Below are 15475 nucleotides of genomic sequence, written 5' to 3'. Positions count from 1 at the left end.
CGAGGAGGACTCTCTGCGACGAGATACGGTGACGACGTTTCGCATCAACATCGTTGATCGGCACCATGCGATTGTTACCGCTTGTATGGTTTCAACCGCACATACTTCTTCAGTTGACCGGACAGTGCCGCCACCGTCTTTGCATGCTGCGGCTCGTTAGCAAGGTTCGTGATTTCGTCGGAGTCGATCGAATGGTCGTAGAGTTCGCGGCCGGCCCGGCCTTCCAGCCATTCGGTATAGCGGTAGCGGTCGGTCCGAATCGAATAGCCCCACGCTTTCTTGCTGTGCCAGATCTGTGTGACGGCAGGTTTGGTCCATACAGAAACGCCCCCCACGCTACCGGTCGGATTACTCAGCAGGGGGCGGAGCGATTGGCCTTCCAGGTTAGCGGGTGGCTTCAGTCCACACAGATCGGCGAGCGTGGGGTAAACGTCGAGCAGTTCAACGGGCTTCGTTGTGTTCTTGCCTTGGCTCAGGCCGGGAGCCGCGATAATCAACGGCATGCGAGCGGAACGCTCGAAGGCTTTTCGCTTGTACCACAAGCCTTTCTCGCCAAGAAAATATCCGTGGTCGGACCAGAACACAATGATTGTGTTGTCCATCAAGTCGTTTTCTTCGAGCGCATCGAGCAACCGGCCGACTTGCACATCCACGAACGAGATGGTGGCGAAGTACGCCTGCTTGCATTTGCGTGCCTCTTTGACAGTAACGTCCTTAAAGTAGAAGGGCCAGTTCTTAGTGTCGCGCATGACGGCCATGGGCGGGACGTCTTCAAGGTCAACTTTCGCCGCGTCAAGATCGGGCATGGTGATTTGATCGAGCGGGTACAGATCGAAGTACTTCTTCGGGGCCACGTACGGGCAGTGCGGATTGAAGAATCCGGCAGCGAGGAAAAACGGCTCGTCCTTCTTTTGCTTGATCAGATCGACGATCTTCGCTGCGACCATGCCGTCCGTGTGCTCTTCATCGCGGCTTTCCGGATCCCACCATGCCATGCTGATGCCAAGGTTTTTGTCATCCTCGCGACCGGCTCCGTAACGAGTGATCTTTTCCTGCTGCGAACGATCAATGCCGATCGGGTTGTGGCGCTGGTCCCACGTGGCCGGATCGTCATTGCCATCGGTCCCAATCATCTTGGGGTTACCGTAGTGATAGATCTTGCCGGCTCGAGCCGAGTAGTACCCTTGCCCGCGAAACATCTGTCCGAGCGTCACGACGTCCGGGTTCTTCTGACGCAGTTCATGCTTCAGCGTGTGCATGTCGAGCGTATCAGGGCGCAACCCGGTCATGATGCTGGCTCGGCTGGGGCCACATAGTGGCTGCTGACAGTAGGCCGCGTCAAAACGGACGCCCATGCTGCAAAGGCGATCAAGATTCGGCGTCTTTACCAATGGATGTCCGTAGGCTCCCAGATCGCAGTTCATATCATCAGCCGAGATGAACAGCACGTTGGGCTTGTCCGCCGAGAATGCAACCGAGCAACCAAGTATAAGAAAACTCGCGCAAAGACGCAGAGTCGCGGAGGCAATGGAATTCCGGTGGATACTCATTCTGCTATTTCTCGCAATCACTTTGTCATTGTCTCGATGTGTTTTCGGAGGACATTTACAGCGTTGCGTGCGTACGTCGCATCAACGCATTGGGCGAACTCGCGTGTTCTCCGACCGAAGCCGGCGAGACCGTGTCCGGCTTGAGATGCTTCGCGACGACTTCAAATTTCTTCAAGACGCTCTCCGCCTCCGCTGGCTTGTTTTCACGGACGGCCGATAAGGCCTTGTTCACAGAGATCGTAGAAATCCTGTGTACGTTCCCCATCGACAAACATGCGTGTTCACTCCCGTTGATTGCCGAGACGCTGGACGCCGCAGAACTGTATTTGGGAATAAATAAACGTCACCCGCATCTCGTCCGTGTATTCCTGGGGCATTGTATCATGGTCGAACACCTCGATTGTCCTTTCGGCTCTACAACACAATGCCGGCCTCCACTTTTTGCCTGTAGAAGTTTCGGCTTGTAGTAGAGCGTTTCCAGAGGAGCATGTCCCTCCTTCCAAGTATTGTTCTGGTTGATCATGTGGCGGATCATCGTTTCGCACTGATCGAAGCCAGATTTCATGAGCTGCTGTAAAATGTTTGTGTACAACAAAAGGTGCCAGTACGAATGGCACGGGGGTTGTGGCTGAGACCTAGGCGGTCGTGCTGGATTTGGCTTGACTCCGACAGGCCAGCGAAACTGGCCTTTGACAGCTTTTCGTTATCCGACACCCATTATTATTTTAACGGGCGCTCAACCAGCATTTTGCGGCTCGTCGCGATCCCAGAGTTCGGCTGATTCCAGGTTCGAAAACACCTCAGGCCACAGACCAGATCGTTGGCAACAACAGGCCGTTGATCGGGACGCCCGGTAAAGTTGCTCCGTCGATCAATACTTCGATTTCGGTAGTGGACAGTTTAAGGTTGCAAATTCGAGCGGATTGTGTCGCCACTGCAAGCTTATGAACAAGAAACTCAATCGTCGGAGTTTGCATCGTGCGTGTGATGAAGTGTCGCAATTCCTTGATCCGATGACGCAAAACATTAATAGATGACCGCTACAGGGTACTCGAATTGCAGCTTTTAAGTATTTATCCCAAAAACTGACGTATTTTGCCTAAACCGCAGGCCTTACCGCTTGTACCATGGGACAAGTATTGTCCTCAGGAAAGACCGAAGCCTGAGGAGTGGGGATTGGCGACAATCCACTTTCTACTCGAATTTTTCTACAGGTTGATTAGTCACCATGAGAACACGCTTCCTCTTATTACTGGCCATCGGTGGTTTTTGTGCGTTCATCGCAACTTCCACCGCTTCGGCGCAACTCACTTGGGATCCCGCTGTTTCGGGAGGCACTTCCCCTGGCGGAACCGGCACATGGGACACCACCACCGGCAACTGGTGGGACGGCTCGAGCGACACGACATGGGACAACACCGGTGCCACGACTGCGAACTTTACGACAGCGAGTGCCACTGAGGTGGTCAGCATCGGCTCCGGCCTGACCGTAGGAGACTTGACCAAAACCACGGGTCAGATCTTGCAATTCGATGGCTCCGGCGGCGATCAGGCGATCACGATCAAGTCGGGTGGAGCGACTTGGACCTCGACAGGTGGCAACGCCTTTCAGTTTCTGACATCGGGCAACGACGCTGGCCTCAGTGTGAGCAGCGGCGATACGCTGACCATCAACAGCGATAGTGGATTCCAAGCCATCGGTGCTCCTACCACAGCCTGGGCGGTCAGCGGCGCAACCCTCGACTATACCGGAACAGACGGTCAAATCAGGGGGAGCAATACTACCATCGGGCAGTTCGGAACGGTCAAGATTGCAGCTGGGACAACGAGATTCCTCGCGGATGTGAATAACACCACTTTGGCCAACGACTGGGTGCTCGACGGAACCGGACAAGTGGCCTTCGATGCCCAAGCCGCCTACAATTACACATTGAGCGGAGACATCTCTGGAACTGCAGGGATGAGGACTGAGTTTATGGGCAAGAAGATCGTTTACATTCGCGGTGACAACTCGACCTGGTCAGGCGGACTGGAGATTGGCAACGCGTCAAAAGCGTCGATCAACAATGTTAATCAGTTGGGCACGGGGAATGTCACACTCTCTGGGAATGATCTTGCCAATGCAGGTGTCCTCCTCCTCGGGGGAGTGAACATGGGCAGCAGCCGGGAACTCCATGTAAATGGTTTTGGCGGCTCCATCGTGAACCAAGGAGCCAACGCATTTGGCGGGAAGATTACCGGCTCCGGCATCCTTCATATCGGGCATGCCAACCATGACGGCAATACCAATACACTCACCGTCAGTGGAACGAACTCAGACCATACAGGCATTACCAGGGTCTGGAGAGGCACGCTCGCTCTAGGAGCCGACGACGCACTGTCGCATGCCACTGTCTTGCAACTCGGAGGAGAAGGTTCGAGTCTTTTCCAAATGAATGGCTTTGATGCAGAAATCGCCGGCCTGACAAGCACCGCCTCCAATACTCGTCGAGTCGATAATAACGGCGCAACGGTCTCCACCTTAACCATCAATGTGGCTGACGCAGCTAACTACACCTACGGGAGTGCTTTCGCCGTAACAGGCCCTGGCATCAATGTGGTTAAAAACGGATTAGGCACACAAAAAATTACCAATGGCGAAGCAAAAGCAGTTGACCTTACGGTCAACGCTGGCGAACTCGTGTGGGCTGGAAATGACCCCACCGGCGCGGTAACCGTGAGTGCCAATAGCACCCTGCAGAGCGGTAACGGCGGCGGGACGGGTGGCATTGCAACTGCCGATATTGCCAATGATGGTGCGGTTGTTTTCAATCGCTCGAATGCCATTGCCTACAGTGGTGTGATCAGCGGCGAGGGTGGTGTGACTTATAGTGCTGGTAGTAATGCGGTCACACTCAGCGCCGTGCAAACCTACAAAGGCAATACAACGATTGATAGAGCGGTCCTGACTGCACAATCAGCGAATGCACTCTCGGCTGACTCTGCGGTATTGATCGGTGGTGCTGGCTCAGGACACACTTCCGCCTTTGAGATGAATGGATTTGCACAGGAGATCGGTGGTCTGGCTATCGTAACGGGTAGTCATACCAGAACACTGCAGAACAATGGTGCCGACGCAACACTCACTCTTAATGTAGGCACTGCCGAAAGTTATGCCTACAACGCTAACGTCGCGGGCAGCGGAACCATCGACATCGTCAAGACCGGCGACGGAACGCAGACCTTCAACCGGAGCGGTGGATATACCACAGCCTTCGGAGACGTGACGGTTTCCGCAGGCGAACTGATTTGGAATAACAACACTGGTTCGACCGTCAGCGGCACAGTGGCCGTCGGCGCGAACGGCACACTCAGCGGTGCCGGTGTCCTCGGGGGAGCCGTGACCGTGGACGGTAAGCTGAACCCGGGCAACAGCCCTGGCACCCTGACCTTCGACGAGGCCCTGACGCTGGGATCCACCGCGACCACAACGCTCGAACTCACGGGAACAGGTGCTGGTTTCTTCGACGTTCTGCTCAACGATGGCGGCGATGTGCTCACCGCAGGTGGCATACTTGCCTTGGATACTACCGGCTACGTGGCCATGAATGGAGATTCCTTTCTGGTCTTCGAAAACTGGAGCTCCTTCTCAGGAAGCTTTGCATCGATTACCGGAACCGATCTCGGTGGTGGCCTCTCGTTTGACACCAGTGACTTGCTGACCGGCGGTACGCTAACCGTAACCGCCGTTCCGGAACCTTCGACCGCCATGTTGTTGGTCCTTGGATTTGGTGCCGTTGCGGTTCGACGTCGCCGGCGCTAGGCCAAACGGCTGCATCCTTCTATTGTTAAATCGAATAGTGCCGATCAGGACGATCGGCATTTTTTTTTGTTACAAGCCGGTTCGCGTGATCCCGCCGCGCAGCGGTCTTTTCTCTTCCTCCCAATACTCTTCTTCTCTTTTAAGATTCTCATGATCATGAATTCTCGATTCAGCATGCGGACCGCGTTTTGCTGCTTGACTCTACTGTTTGTTGCGGCGGTAGCCAATCACTCCTGCCTCGTTGCCCAAGATGATGTCAAGCGTGGTTTGGGAGCTGGAAGTTCGGCAATTTCCAATTCGACTAACTCCCGTTGGGCCTACAATTGGAAACACACGAAGATCGATGGACTCAACGGCGAATTCGTCCCCATGTTCTGGAGCGGTGGGAATCTGCAGACCAAAATTAACGCGATCAAAGGCTACGGAGACACGAAGTACGTGCTGGGTTTCAACGAGCCGGAGTTGCCTACGCAAGCGAACATGACGGCCGAAAACGCGGCAGCTCAATGGAAGACAATCAGTGACGGGTTTGCCGGAACCGATATCAAATTGGTCAGTCCTGCCGTTTCAGATAACCAGAACGGACGCGATTGGTTGGCCGATTTTATGGGGCGGGTGGCAGACAACGGTGCCAGAGTCGATGAGATTGCGTTTCACTGGTATTCGGGGATTCAAACAAGCAATCCTACGGCTGCTGCCAATCGGTTTTTGGATAAAGTCGATCTGTACCACGAAACTTACGATCGTCCCATTTGGGTGACTGAGTTTGCCATGCTCGACTATGGTAACCCTGGCAATTTTACACTCGAACAGGCAAATACGGCCAATACGATTTTCTTGGAAACCGCCATCGCAGGGTTGGAAAGCCGTGACTTTGTGACACGCTATGCATGGTGGAACCACAACAACGATTCGCGATTGGTGGCCCAAGATGCGAACGGACTCTATCGCCCAACCTCGATGGGTGATAAGTACATTCCCACGTTGGTCAATGGGGACACGAAAGACCTCAACGGATCCGGAACGGGAACCGACATGCATTACCTGCGCGGCGGATCGCTGGTCAACAATGGATCCGATCTGGGCAACAGTTCCGTCGCCAGAGTTTACGCGCTGAAGAACCTGGACGGCTCGGCATTGAGCAGCACGTTTGGGGGCTCTGGTGATTGGGGGGTTATCAATTGGGGGTCGGTCAGCGTCGAAGCTGACGCGACGCTCCGTAAGATCGGGGCCGGCGCGGTCACTTGGCGAAACATCGATATTTACAATGACGGAAAAATTCTGTTGGCCTACAGTAACAACAATGTGAACAATGGAACGCTGAAAATCTCCGGGTCGGGAACCAACGCAGCCGGTTCCGGCACGATTCAGATTAATGGGGGAGCAAACCTAGTTTTGGGTACGGCTGCAGACAATGCCGGATTTTCGCTCGGCTACGATACCACGTACGCCGGCGGCTCGGTGACCGTCGATGGAGTTGGCATTTCTCTCACCGGAACCGGGGCGATTCACTCGCAGACAACCTTCGTCGCCAACAAAGATTTTTCGTACGATGGGAATCTTGTTCAAGGTGGAACATCCGAACAGGGCATTGTCAAACGGGGTTCCGCCACGCTGACCCTCAACGGTGACAACACTTATGTTGGCTACACCACCGTCGCCGAAGGCACGCTGCTGGTTAATGGTTCGATCGCAGGGAACGATGTGATACTTAGAAATGGTAGTACGCTGGGAGGCGATGGCCAGATCGCGGCCGATATCAATGTCTTGTCTGGCATTGTGGCTCCGGGCAACAGCACCGGAACGCTTTTCGCAGATAACGCGATTTTTGCCAGCGGTTCACGTTTGGAATTGGAGTTGGCATCGGCAATTGATTTTGATCGCTTGGTCTTATCCGATTCTCTCTCATTTGACCCGGACGCGATTTTGGAGATCGTCTTGTTGGACGGCTACCAACCGATGGTTGGCGATGAGTTTGATATACTCGATTTCACCAGTTTTTCTGGTACTCTCGGCAACATCGATGCTCCGTCCTTGGCCAACGGGTTGCAATGGGATGTCAGCAGCTTTGGTGCCAATGGAACCATTGGCGTGGTCAGTGCTGTTCCAGAACCGGCGACCTTCGGATTGTTGATGCTGGGAATGATCTCGTTCGTTGCACGCCGTCGTCGTCAATTGTCTTGAACATCGGAGGAGCCGGCTCGAGTCTTTTCGAAATGGCTGGGTCTGCTGGTTCGAGGGCGTTTCGGCCATCGTTACCGTCCAGCCATCGAACATCTCGACGATGCGGTCCTGAAGAGCCACGCCCGGTCGACCGCTTCCTTGCAGCACTTGCGGTCCACTTCAACAACTGCTCAAACTTTTGTCCCGCCATGCACCTTAGATGCCCTTAGGGCTCCAACTCGGAATACCACGCTTCGATTTCTGCTGGTAGTAAAGCGTTTCCAAAGGAGCACGCTCCTCCTCCCATGTGTTGTTCTGGTTGATCATGTAAGGGATCGTCCTTTCATACCAATCGAAGTGGGCTTTGCTGAGCTGCTCAACGACCTCTGGGTATTGATCTGCCACGTCGTGATCTTCATATGGGTCGTTCTCGATATCAAACAACTCTTTGCCGACTAAACGCCAACGATCGGTCCGCACCGACCACAGCTTATCCGCCGCATTCCGAGGATCAGCGCCGAGATTTCCGCGATGGGTTTGTAGCGTACGCGGCGCCCAATCTGCTGCTGGGTTCTCCAGCAGCGGAAGCAGGCTGCGGCCTTCCAGTTTCTGGACGGCTTGAGACGCATCGGCGCCTGCCAGTTCGCAAAAGGTTGGGTACAAATCGATGTGAGCGGTCAGCGCAGGAATGTCTTTGCCTTCCTGAAGCTTTCCTTTCCAGTACCAGAATGACGGCACATGCACACCGCCTTCGTACGGGGTCCCCTTGCCGGTTTTATGCCCCGCCCTGAAATTGGGGTCCTCCGATTTATGCGGCGAACCATTGTCAGTTGTGAAAATAACTAGCGTGTTGTCGAGCATCTTCCACTGGTCAAGCTTCTGCATCATGATTCCGAAGTTGTCATCGATGTTTTCAATCATCGCCAATCGTTCATTGGGTTTCTTGATTCCGCGGTCTGCCATCCGCTGTAGGTTTTCCTTGGGAGCAATCAAAGGGGAATGCGGGGTGTTGGTCGAAACGTAAGCAAAGAACGGTTGCTTGTTTGCATGCTGTTCCCGCATCCAGGCCAACGCGGCATGAAAGAAGATGTCTGCACAATAACCTTTGGTCTGCACGATCGTGTCGTTGTGCAGCAGAACCGGATCGAAGTATTTCGCCGCTTTGCCTTCACCCTGATTTGGTGGGAAGTCCGCATAGCTTGTGAGTTCAACGCCGCGCTCTCGCTGGCCGATCCCGCCCGCACCATGCACTAGCACCTCCGAGAAACCACGGTTGCCGGGACGGTGAGCTTCAAGATCACCCAGATGCCATTTGCCAAAGAGTCCCGTTTCGTAACCCGCCTGCTGAAGAAGCTGTGGGAACGTCGTCAGGTCAAGTGCCATTCGTTCGCATTCGGCATGGGTGGCGGTGACCGCCGCACGAAACTCATGGACTCCGCTCATGATTGCCGCCCGCGTCGGCGCGCAGTTGGGGCTTACATAAAAATTGGTAAACCGCAACGACTTCTCTGCGAAGCGATCAATGTGCGGGGTTTGCACCTCTGGATGTCCGATACACGAGAGGTTCATCCCCTGATCGTCGGTCATCACGAAGACAATGTTCGGCTGCGAATTCTCCAGCGTTGTCGCTTCGGCGGTTACCGCAACTAGCGTCATTGCGACGAATACAAATGTATATTTTATAATACGAATCTCATTCGTATTTCTATTTCGATGATTTCCGTCTGCTATCGACGACCATGATTTTAACAGGCTCTTTGCCTTCCAATCCAGGTGCGCGCTGTATGTGCTTTTTGTGTCCTTTGAATGGAATGATCTTGTAGGAATCATCCGTCTTCTTGATTTTCTGGTACTCGGTGAGTTCAGCACTGAGCAACCTAAATGCTTCCGGAAAATCTCCTGGCGATGAACACTCCTGCTCACTGTAGCGAGCCTGATTGCTGGTGACCGGAATGTCGTAGAGCTTGCTGTTTTCATGAATGCGAAACCGTTTGTCACGAACCATGTAGAAGCCGCCTTCCCATGCCAGGTGCACAAACTCGCGATCCTTACCAGGTTTACCAAGGAAGTTGTGTGACAAATCCCTGCCACTAACTTCGTGTTTCATCGGCAGGTCTGTAAGGCCTGCAAGTGTCGGAAACAGGTCGGCGTGCGTAAAAAAACTATCTCGTTGTCCCACCGGAATTTTGCCGGGCCAGCGAGCGATATACGGCACACGATAGCCGGACTCTTTCAAATGGAGTTTGCCACCCTGGACTTTCAGATCGCCGAGAAGGCTGGTGATCGCGGCCGGTGTGCCGTTGTCTGCGGTGAAAATCACAAGAGTGTCTTCGGCAATGCCAAGTTCTTCGATCTTGTCCAGAACACGTCCGACCAGATGATCCATGTAGGACACCATCAGGCCGAATTGATCATTGTCTTTTCCGGGGTTAGTCAGGTTGTGCTTGATCCTGCCGTCCAACAGCGGTGGCTTGTGGAAGGGCTTGTGCACAAGTGACATCGGATAATAGGCGAGAAACGGACCGTCTTTGTTCCGCTGCATGAATTCACAGATGTAGTCGCAGCGCATATCCGGTCCGTACTGACCGACGTATTGCGTGAGCGTGCCGTTCTCCCAGACTGTTGGATCGAAATAGATCGAGGACTTGACCCCGTCGTAGGTGCCTGGTGCCAGAAAGTATTCATCAAAGCCATGCGCGACCGGGTGATTCGGGTACCAGTCAAAGTTCCCCAAATGCCACTTGCCTGCGATCGCCGTCTTGTAGCCGTTCGCTTTGAACATCTTGCCGAAGCCTGGGATGTGTGCCGGCAATCGGTTCTGTGTGCCTTGCCCCAATCGCTCCATGATGCCGCTCTTGTTCGTGTAGAGCCCGGTGAGGATCATCGCGCGACTCGGTGAGCAGGAAGGTGTGCCATAGGCGCTGTCGAACAGGGCTCCTTCCGTAGCAAGGCGATCAATATTCGGAGTTGAGAATCCGGTGTTGCCATAGGCGCCGACGCTCTCCGCACCCAGATCATCGACCATGATGATCACAACATTCGGCTTATCTGCAGCAAGGCAGACCAGAGTCGTGCAGCATGCTGTGGCGAATACCGCCGCAAGTATTGCTGGATTCGATTTCATGATTTCAGCAGTCCCTAACTGGACAGCGCCACTTCGTGGCTTCCTGATTTCGTAAGTTGTGACTGTGCCGCGAGTTATCTCGCTTGACTTGGGAGTCAAAAAGAAACGACCCTCCGTGTGCTAATTGTTTCACGACGAAACCACGGAAGGTCGCCTCTATGTCACTACAGGATATCGCATCGCTCGGAAAGATGCTCGCCCAATTTCTCGCCATCTTTGCCGATTGTTTCCACGGCGTCAAAGGCCGAAGGCTGTTTGCCGCGTATGTTCGCGGACTGCTCTCGGAACTGCAGCGAAAGAACGTCGAAGCGATTGCTTTGAAACAAGGCATTGCACCGCGAACGCTCCAACGATTCCTCGAGTCCATCAAGTGGGACCACGACGAAGTACTCCAGCGATGCCGCAACGTGATCGTCCGCGAACAGGCCGACCCGCAGGCCATCGGAGTGATCGACGAAACCGGTACGGCCAAAGCCGGCAAGGAAACCGTCGGAGTCAAACGACAATACAACGGCAATCGCGGCAAAGTTGAAAACGCGGTTGTCAACGTCGCTCTATCGTTTGCCACAGCGACTTTCCAGTGCCTGATCGCCGCCCGAACGTACTTGCCCGAAGACTGGGCCAACGACACCGCGCGCCGAAAAAAACTCATGTCCCTGACGAGGCCCAGTTTCTGACCAAGCCGCAGATCGCCTTGGTGCTGATCGACCAGGCAATGGCCGATGGCATCACCGTCAAAGCCTGGACGTTTGATGAACTTTACGGTCGTGACGGGAAGTTTCTCGATGGGCTCGACGAGCGCAAACAGGCATTCGTTGGCGAAGTACCGCCGAACTTTCGGGCATGGGCGCGGAAGCCAAAAGTGCTGCGAAAATCGAGGCAAAAGACCAAGAGGCGGCAAAAGAAATACCCTCGCTTGGCCACCAGCGACTCGAAGGCTTGCCAAGTGCAGAACTTGGCCAAGTACTCGCCCGGCCTGGCCTCGCAAACACCGCAGCGTTACCGCACACGGGACTCGCATAAGGGGCCCGAGATTTGGGAAGTTCGCTGGCATATCGTCCATCGCAAGACTCACGACGGTCGCTTGGTCAGCTCGCAATGCACATTGATCGTTGCCAAGAACGTTCGCACCGGAGAAGTAAAGTACTTCATCAGCAATCGAATTCCAGGCCGTGATGGATGGACGGTTCGCGAGTTGCTGCGAATTGCGTTCGGACGCTGGAAGGTGGAAGCGTGCTTTCGCGAAGCCAAAGAGGAATTAGGCTGGGATCACTTTGAATGCCGTGGATGGGACTGCGTTCATCGTCACATGATCGTGGCGATCGTCAGCCAATTGTTCTGTGCCCGGGTTCGTCATCGTCTGTGCCGCACGGAGGTCGTCACCGACGCTGAGCGTCTGACGCTTGAACAGGTTCGACGGGCGGCCGATGTGGTGATCCGCTGCATCGGTCTTCCCAAGCGACTTCGAGATGAGCAGTACGAAGCAGAGCGTCTCCGAATCAGCTACCATCAACGTCGTAACGCGGAAGCAAGTCGTTGCCATCGTAAGAAACGTATCGCTGACTGTCATGACCTTGGAATCGACCCCGGTCAAATCAAAAGCGTCGAGCCAAAATCCGCGTGAAACTATAACCAATAACATCAAACTGGCGCTGTCCAGCTAATGTCTTCTGGTGAGAGGTTCAGTTCGTTGACGCTTCGATCTCGTATCCCTCACGCTGTTTCCGGCTAAGCATCGCGTTTGCTTCGTCGTCGCCGATAAACCGCTCGTTGACCGGATCCCACTTCAGTTGGCGTCCTAAACGCAGGGCGATGTTACCCAGGTGGCAGGCGATTGTGCTGCTTCCAACACTGACGACATCGGAGATCGGCTTCTGTCCGCTTTCGATGCACTTGAAAAAGTTGCCCATGTGCGAGCTCTTGGCACGCGTCCAGTTCTTGCCGTTGTGTCCGCCAAAGCTTGAGTAGTCATTGATTTCGATGTCGGAATGACCGTAGGGGCCCTTGTAAAGCCGTTCGGCTGATTCACGAATCGTAGCGTGAAGCTTCGGATCGGCCGTGATATGGTTAAGCATGTTTCCGACCAGCTTGCCGCGGTTGACGAAGACCCGTTCTCTGTCGCCTTGCAGCAGGATGCCGTTATTCTTGCTGCCACCGTCCGCGAAAACGAGCTTCGTGCCGTTGGCGAACCTCATCGTTCCGTGAAACGTTTGTGCCGTGTTGAAGCAATTCTCACGCTTATCGTGAAAGCCTTTGCCGCTGATTTCGACCGGGCTGCTATCGAGCGTGTTCAGGGCCCATTGCGCGATATCGATATGGTGGGCCCCCCAATCGGTCAGCTTGCCGCCGGAATATTCATACCACCATCGGAACGATTTGTGGCACCGATGAGCTGTGTAGGGAATGTCAGGTGCCTGTCCCAGCCAGCGGTCCCAGTCCAGAGCATTCGGGACGGGCTGAGCTTTGAAGGGGCCCCCGGCCTTACCTTCGTCCAGGTAACAGGTTGCCGTAAGGTTGTCGCCGAGTACGCCGCTTTGTGCAATCGCGACCGCTTCACGGAACCACTGGCAACTACGCTGCTGGTTGCCCACCTGAAAAGTGCGATCTGACTGGGCGACCACCTTCCGCAGGACCTTCACTTCGTCAATGGTCAAGGTCATCGGTTTTTCGGCGTAAACATGTTTGCCCGCCCGAATGGCGTCGACATAGATCGGCGTATGCCAGTGGTCGGGAGTTGCGCAGATCACCGCATCGATGTCATCCCGCTGCAGCAATTCTCTGTGATCGGAATAGAAATCCGGCTTGTGTCCGCCGGTACCGCTGACGGCCGGGTTTTCTGCAAAGCGATCAATCTGCCGGCGGTCGACATCGCACAACGCAAAAAAATCACCGTGCTCCGCGGCAAGCTTCGCGTCGTCGAGTCCCTTGCCACCGCAGCCGATCATTCCAAGCCTTAGGCGGCTGTTCTTGTCACGTGCGGCCGCGGCACCAGTCCAAACGGCCGGCGCGGCGATGGTTGCTGCTGTGACCTTTAGGAATCGTCTTCTTGAATAAGTCACTGCAATTGCTCCTCGGGGTGTTTGGCTTTGTATTGGTCCGCTGTCATCCAACTGACCGCCGGCCACCAGCCAGTATCGTTAGACTGGCGGGGTCCCGGTGTTGAACGTCCGTTGCAGACAATATCCGTTAGCTGCGCTTCTAACCTTTTCGCGACTTCCGGATGCTGTTTGATGAGATTCTTTTTTTCGCTAATATCAACAGTAAGATCGTAGAGCCCACGCCCATTCTTGCCTGACGGCATCACCAACTTCCATTTGCCGGCGGTGATAGCAAAATGGCCGTCGCGATTGTTGGTACAGAGCAGTGGAATGCGCTCAAAATTTGAGGCGCGGTTGAACAGCACATCCGCGAAGCTCTGGCTGTCTTCCGCTGCATTGTCAGGGATGTCGGCTTTGATGATTTCGGCGAGTGTCGCCATTATGTCCACCTGACAAACCGGCTTGCCCCAGACGCGGCCAGCCTCAATCACCGCCGGCCAGCGGATCGCAAAGGGGACTCGGTGGCCACCTTCATATTGCGAACGCTTGCCATCTCTCAGGATGCCGCTGCTGTCGTGGCCAAACTCCTTGATGCGGTCTTTCCAAGTATTCTCAGGGCCATTGTCACTGGTAAAGAGGACGATCGTGTTTTCACGCAGCCCCATCTGATCGAGATGATCGAGCAGACGTCCAACGTGGTAATCGGTCTCCATCACGAAATCGCCGTATCCGCCGCATCCACTCTTACCGATGAAGTCCGCTCGCGGTGCCACCGGCTCATGCGGCGAGGTCAACGAAAAATACAGAAAGAACGGCTTGCCGCTTTTCGCGTCGTCCGCCTTTTTTCCAATCCACTGCATCGCCTTGTCGGTATAACGGGTCAGCAGTTGATCATCCTCCCAATCGGGCGCCACTTCGTTGATGAATCGCTTGTTCTGAATGGTCTCCAGCGGCTGTTGCTTCAAGTCCGTATAGTACGGCTTCATGATCCGCCAACGCGGCCCGAGGTTGGGGAGATTCTTTTTGTGGTAGGTCAGTAGTGTTGGCTCGGCGGCACCGGGCGCCAGCCCACGATTCTCGAACCAGGCACATACCAGCTTGGGCGACGTTGGAATGCCAAACCAATAATCGAACCCGCGATCCACTGGGCCTTCTTTAATAGGCTGCGACCAATCTCGTTGTCCGCGTGAGCCCGGAAGCAACATTCCCAAATGCCATTTACCAATGCAGGCCGTATGGTAGCCGCCATCACGTAGCATTTGCGGAAGCGTCAAACGGCCTTGGGCAATCATCGACGGCTCGTCAGGTTTGCCCACACCAAATTTCAGATGTGTGCGCCATGCATAGCGGCCAGTCATCAACGCGTAACGCGAGGGCGTGCATGCCGAACCCGCGGAATGGGCATGCGTGAAGTTGAGGCCCTCCTTGATCAACCGATCCATGTTCGGTGTCTGAAATTTGGATTCCGAATTCAAATGGCTGACATCGCCATAGCCCTGGTCGTCGGTGTAGATGATCAAGACGTTTGGATCTTCGGGCGCAGCAAAGATGTGTGCTGACGACGCAACCAAAACGAGGCCAAAACACCAGCGGACTAAAGCACGACTGACTAAACTCATCGCTCCTCCGACAAGTCTTCATGACGTGAGTTTTGTTGGAGAGGACTTGGTTCATCCCGAAGATGCCTGCCAAGTACTTCGATCTGAGTCCATGTTTCGCCGATTCGAAGAGGAGTGTTTTTTTGTGGGGCGTCTGGGGTGCTGCGACCAACCTTGATCAAGCTCGCAAAGTCTTTTTC

Annotated in this window: 9 protein-coding genes and 1 pseudogene; 3 read left to right on the top strand and 7 right to left on the bottom strand. The window is 54.5% G+C overall.

What is annotated here, in order from left to right:
- Positions 1-74: 74 nt before the first annotated feature.
- A complete protein-coding gene (locus tag CA13_RS07440) occupies positions 75-1550 on the bottom strand; it encodes a sulfatase (RefSeq protein WP_146395299.1) in 1476 nt (491 codons plus the stop codon).
- A 55-nt stretch (positions 1551-1605) separates the two neighbouring features.
- Complete coding sequence (locus CA13_RS34805) at positions 1606-1782, bottom strand: hypothetical protein (RefSeq protein WP_419194047.1); 177 nt, start codon at positions 1780-1782, stop codon at positions 1606-1608.
- Between the two features lie 996 nt (positions 1783-2778).
- Here CA13_RS34805 and CA13_RS07435 point away from each other — a divergent pair.
- Both CA13_RS07435 and CA13_RS07430 read left to right on the top strand, forming a co-directional pair.
- Positions 2779-5352, top strand: a complete 2574-nt coding sequence (locus tag CA13_RS07435; protein ID WP_146395298.1) for a beta strand repeat-containing protein — start codon at positions 2779-2781, stop codon at positions 5350-5352.
- Positions 5353-5508: 156 nt separating this feature from the next.
- Positions 5509-7536 (top strand): glycosyl hydrolase, encoded by a 2028-nt coding sequence (locus tag CA13_RS07430; protein WP_419194046.1) that lies wholly within the window; start codon positions 5509-5511, stop codon positions 7534-7536.
- Positions 7537-7731: 195 nt separating this feature from the next.
- Here the strand turns inward: CA13_RS07430 and CA13_RS07425 are convergent, their stop codons facing one another.
- Positions 7732-9171, bottom strand: a complete 1440-nt coding sequence (locus CA13_RS07425) for an arylsulfatase (protein WP_146395296.1) — start codon at positions 9169-9171, stop codon at positions 7732-7734.
- A gap of 49 nt (positions 9172-9220) precedes the next feature.
- The gene (locus tag CA13_RS07420; protein ID WP_146395295.1) at positions 9221-10639 is read right to left on the bottom strand and encodes a sulfatase-like hydrolase/transferase; all 1419 of its coding nucleotides are present in this window, start codon (positions 10637-10639) and stop codon (positions 9221-9223) included.
- 158 nt (positions 10640-10797) lie between these two features.
- Between CA13_RS07420 and CA13_RS07410 the strand changes: the two are divergent.
- A pseudogene (locus CA13_RS07410) lies at positions 10798-12263 on the top strand (IS701 family transposase).
- 58 nt (positions 12264-12321) lie between these two features.
- Here CA13_RS07410 and CA13_RS07405 read toward each other — a convergent pair.
- The 3 genes from CA13_RS07405 to CA13_RS34800 all read right to left on the bottom strand — a co-directional run.
- Complete coding sequence (locus tag CA13_RS07405; RefSeq protein ID WP_146395294.1) at positions 12322-13698, bottom strand: Gfo/Idh/MocA family protein; 1377 nt, start codon at positions 13696-13698, stop codon at positions 12322-12324.
- On the bottom strand, positions 13695-15296 hold the full coding sequence (locus CA13_RS07400; protein WP_146395293.1) for a sulfatase family protein: 1602 nt from the start codon (positions 15294-15296) through the stop codon (positions 13695-13697). The genes CA13_RS07405 and CA13_RS07400 overlap by 4 nt, the downstream gene beginning before the upstream one ends.
- A partial coding sequence (locus tag CA13_RS34800; protein ID WP_419194045.1) for a hypothetical protein occupies positions 15293-15475 on the bottom strand: 183 nt, incomplete at its 5' end. The genes CA13_RS07400 and CA13_RS34800, both read right to left, overlap by 4 nt.

The organism is Novipirellula herctigrandis (assembly GCA_007859835.1).
Lineage (GTDB): Bacteria > Planctomycetota > Planctomycetia > Pirellulales > Pirellulaceae > Novipirellula_A > Novipirellula_A herctigrandis.
Note: the sequence above shows the minus strand (reverse complement) of the source record. Positions and strands in the feature narration are given on the sequence as shown.

Bases quoted from the DNA above. Each gene is read 5' to 3' on its own strand.
- CA13_RS07440 (WP_146395299.1), bottom strand. From the start codon at position 1,550: ATGAGTATCCACCGGAATTCCATTGCCTCCGCGACTCTGCGTCTTTGC.
- CA13_RS07435 (WP_146395298.1), top strand. From the start codon at position 2,779: ATGAGAACACGCTTCCTCTTATTACTGGCCATCGGTGGTTTTTGTGCG.
- CA13_RS07430 (WP_419194046.1), top strand. From the start codon at position 5,509: ATGAATTCTCGATTCAGCATGCGGACCGCGTTTTGCTGCTTGACTCTA.
- CA13_RS07425 (WP_146395296.1), bottom strand. From the start codon at position 9,171: ATGACGCTAGTTGCGGTAACCGCCGAAGCGACAACGCTGGAGAATTCG.
- CA13_RS07420 (WP_146395295.1), bottom strand. From the start codon at position 10,639: ATGAAATCGAATCCAGCAATACTTGCGGCGGTATTCGCCACAGCATGC.
- CA13_RS07400 (WP_146395293.1), bottom strand. From the start codon at position 15,296: ATGAGTTTAGTCAGTCGTGCTTTAGTCCGCTGGTGTTTTGGCCTCGTT.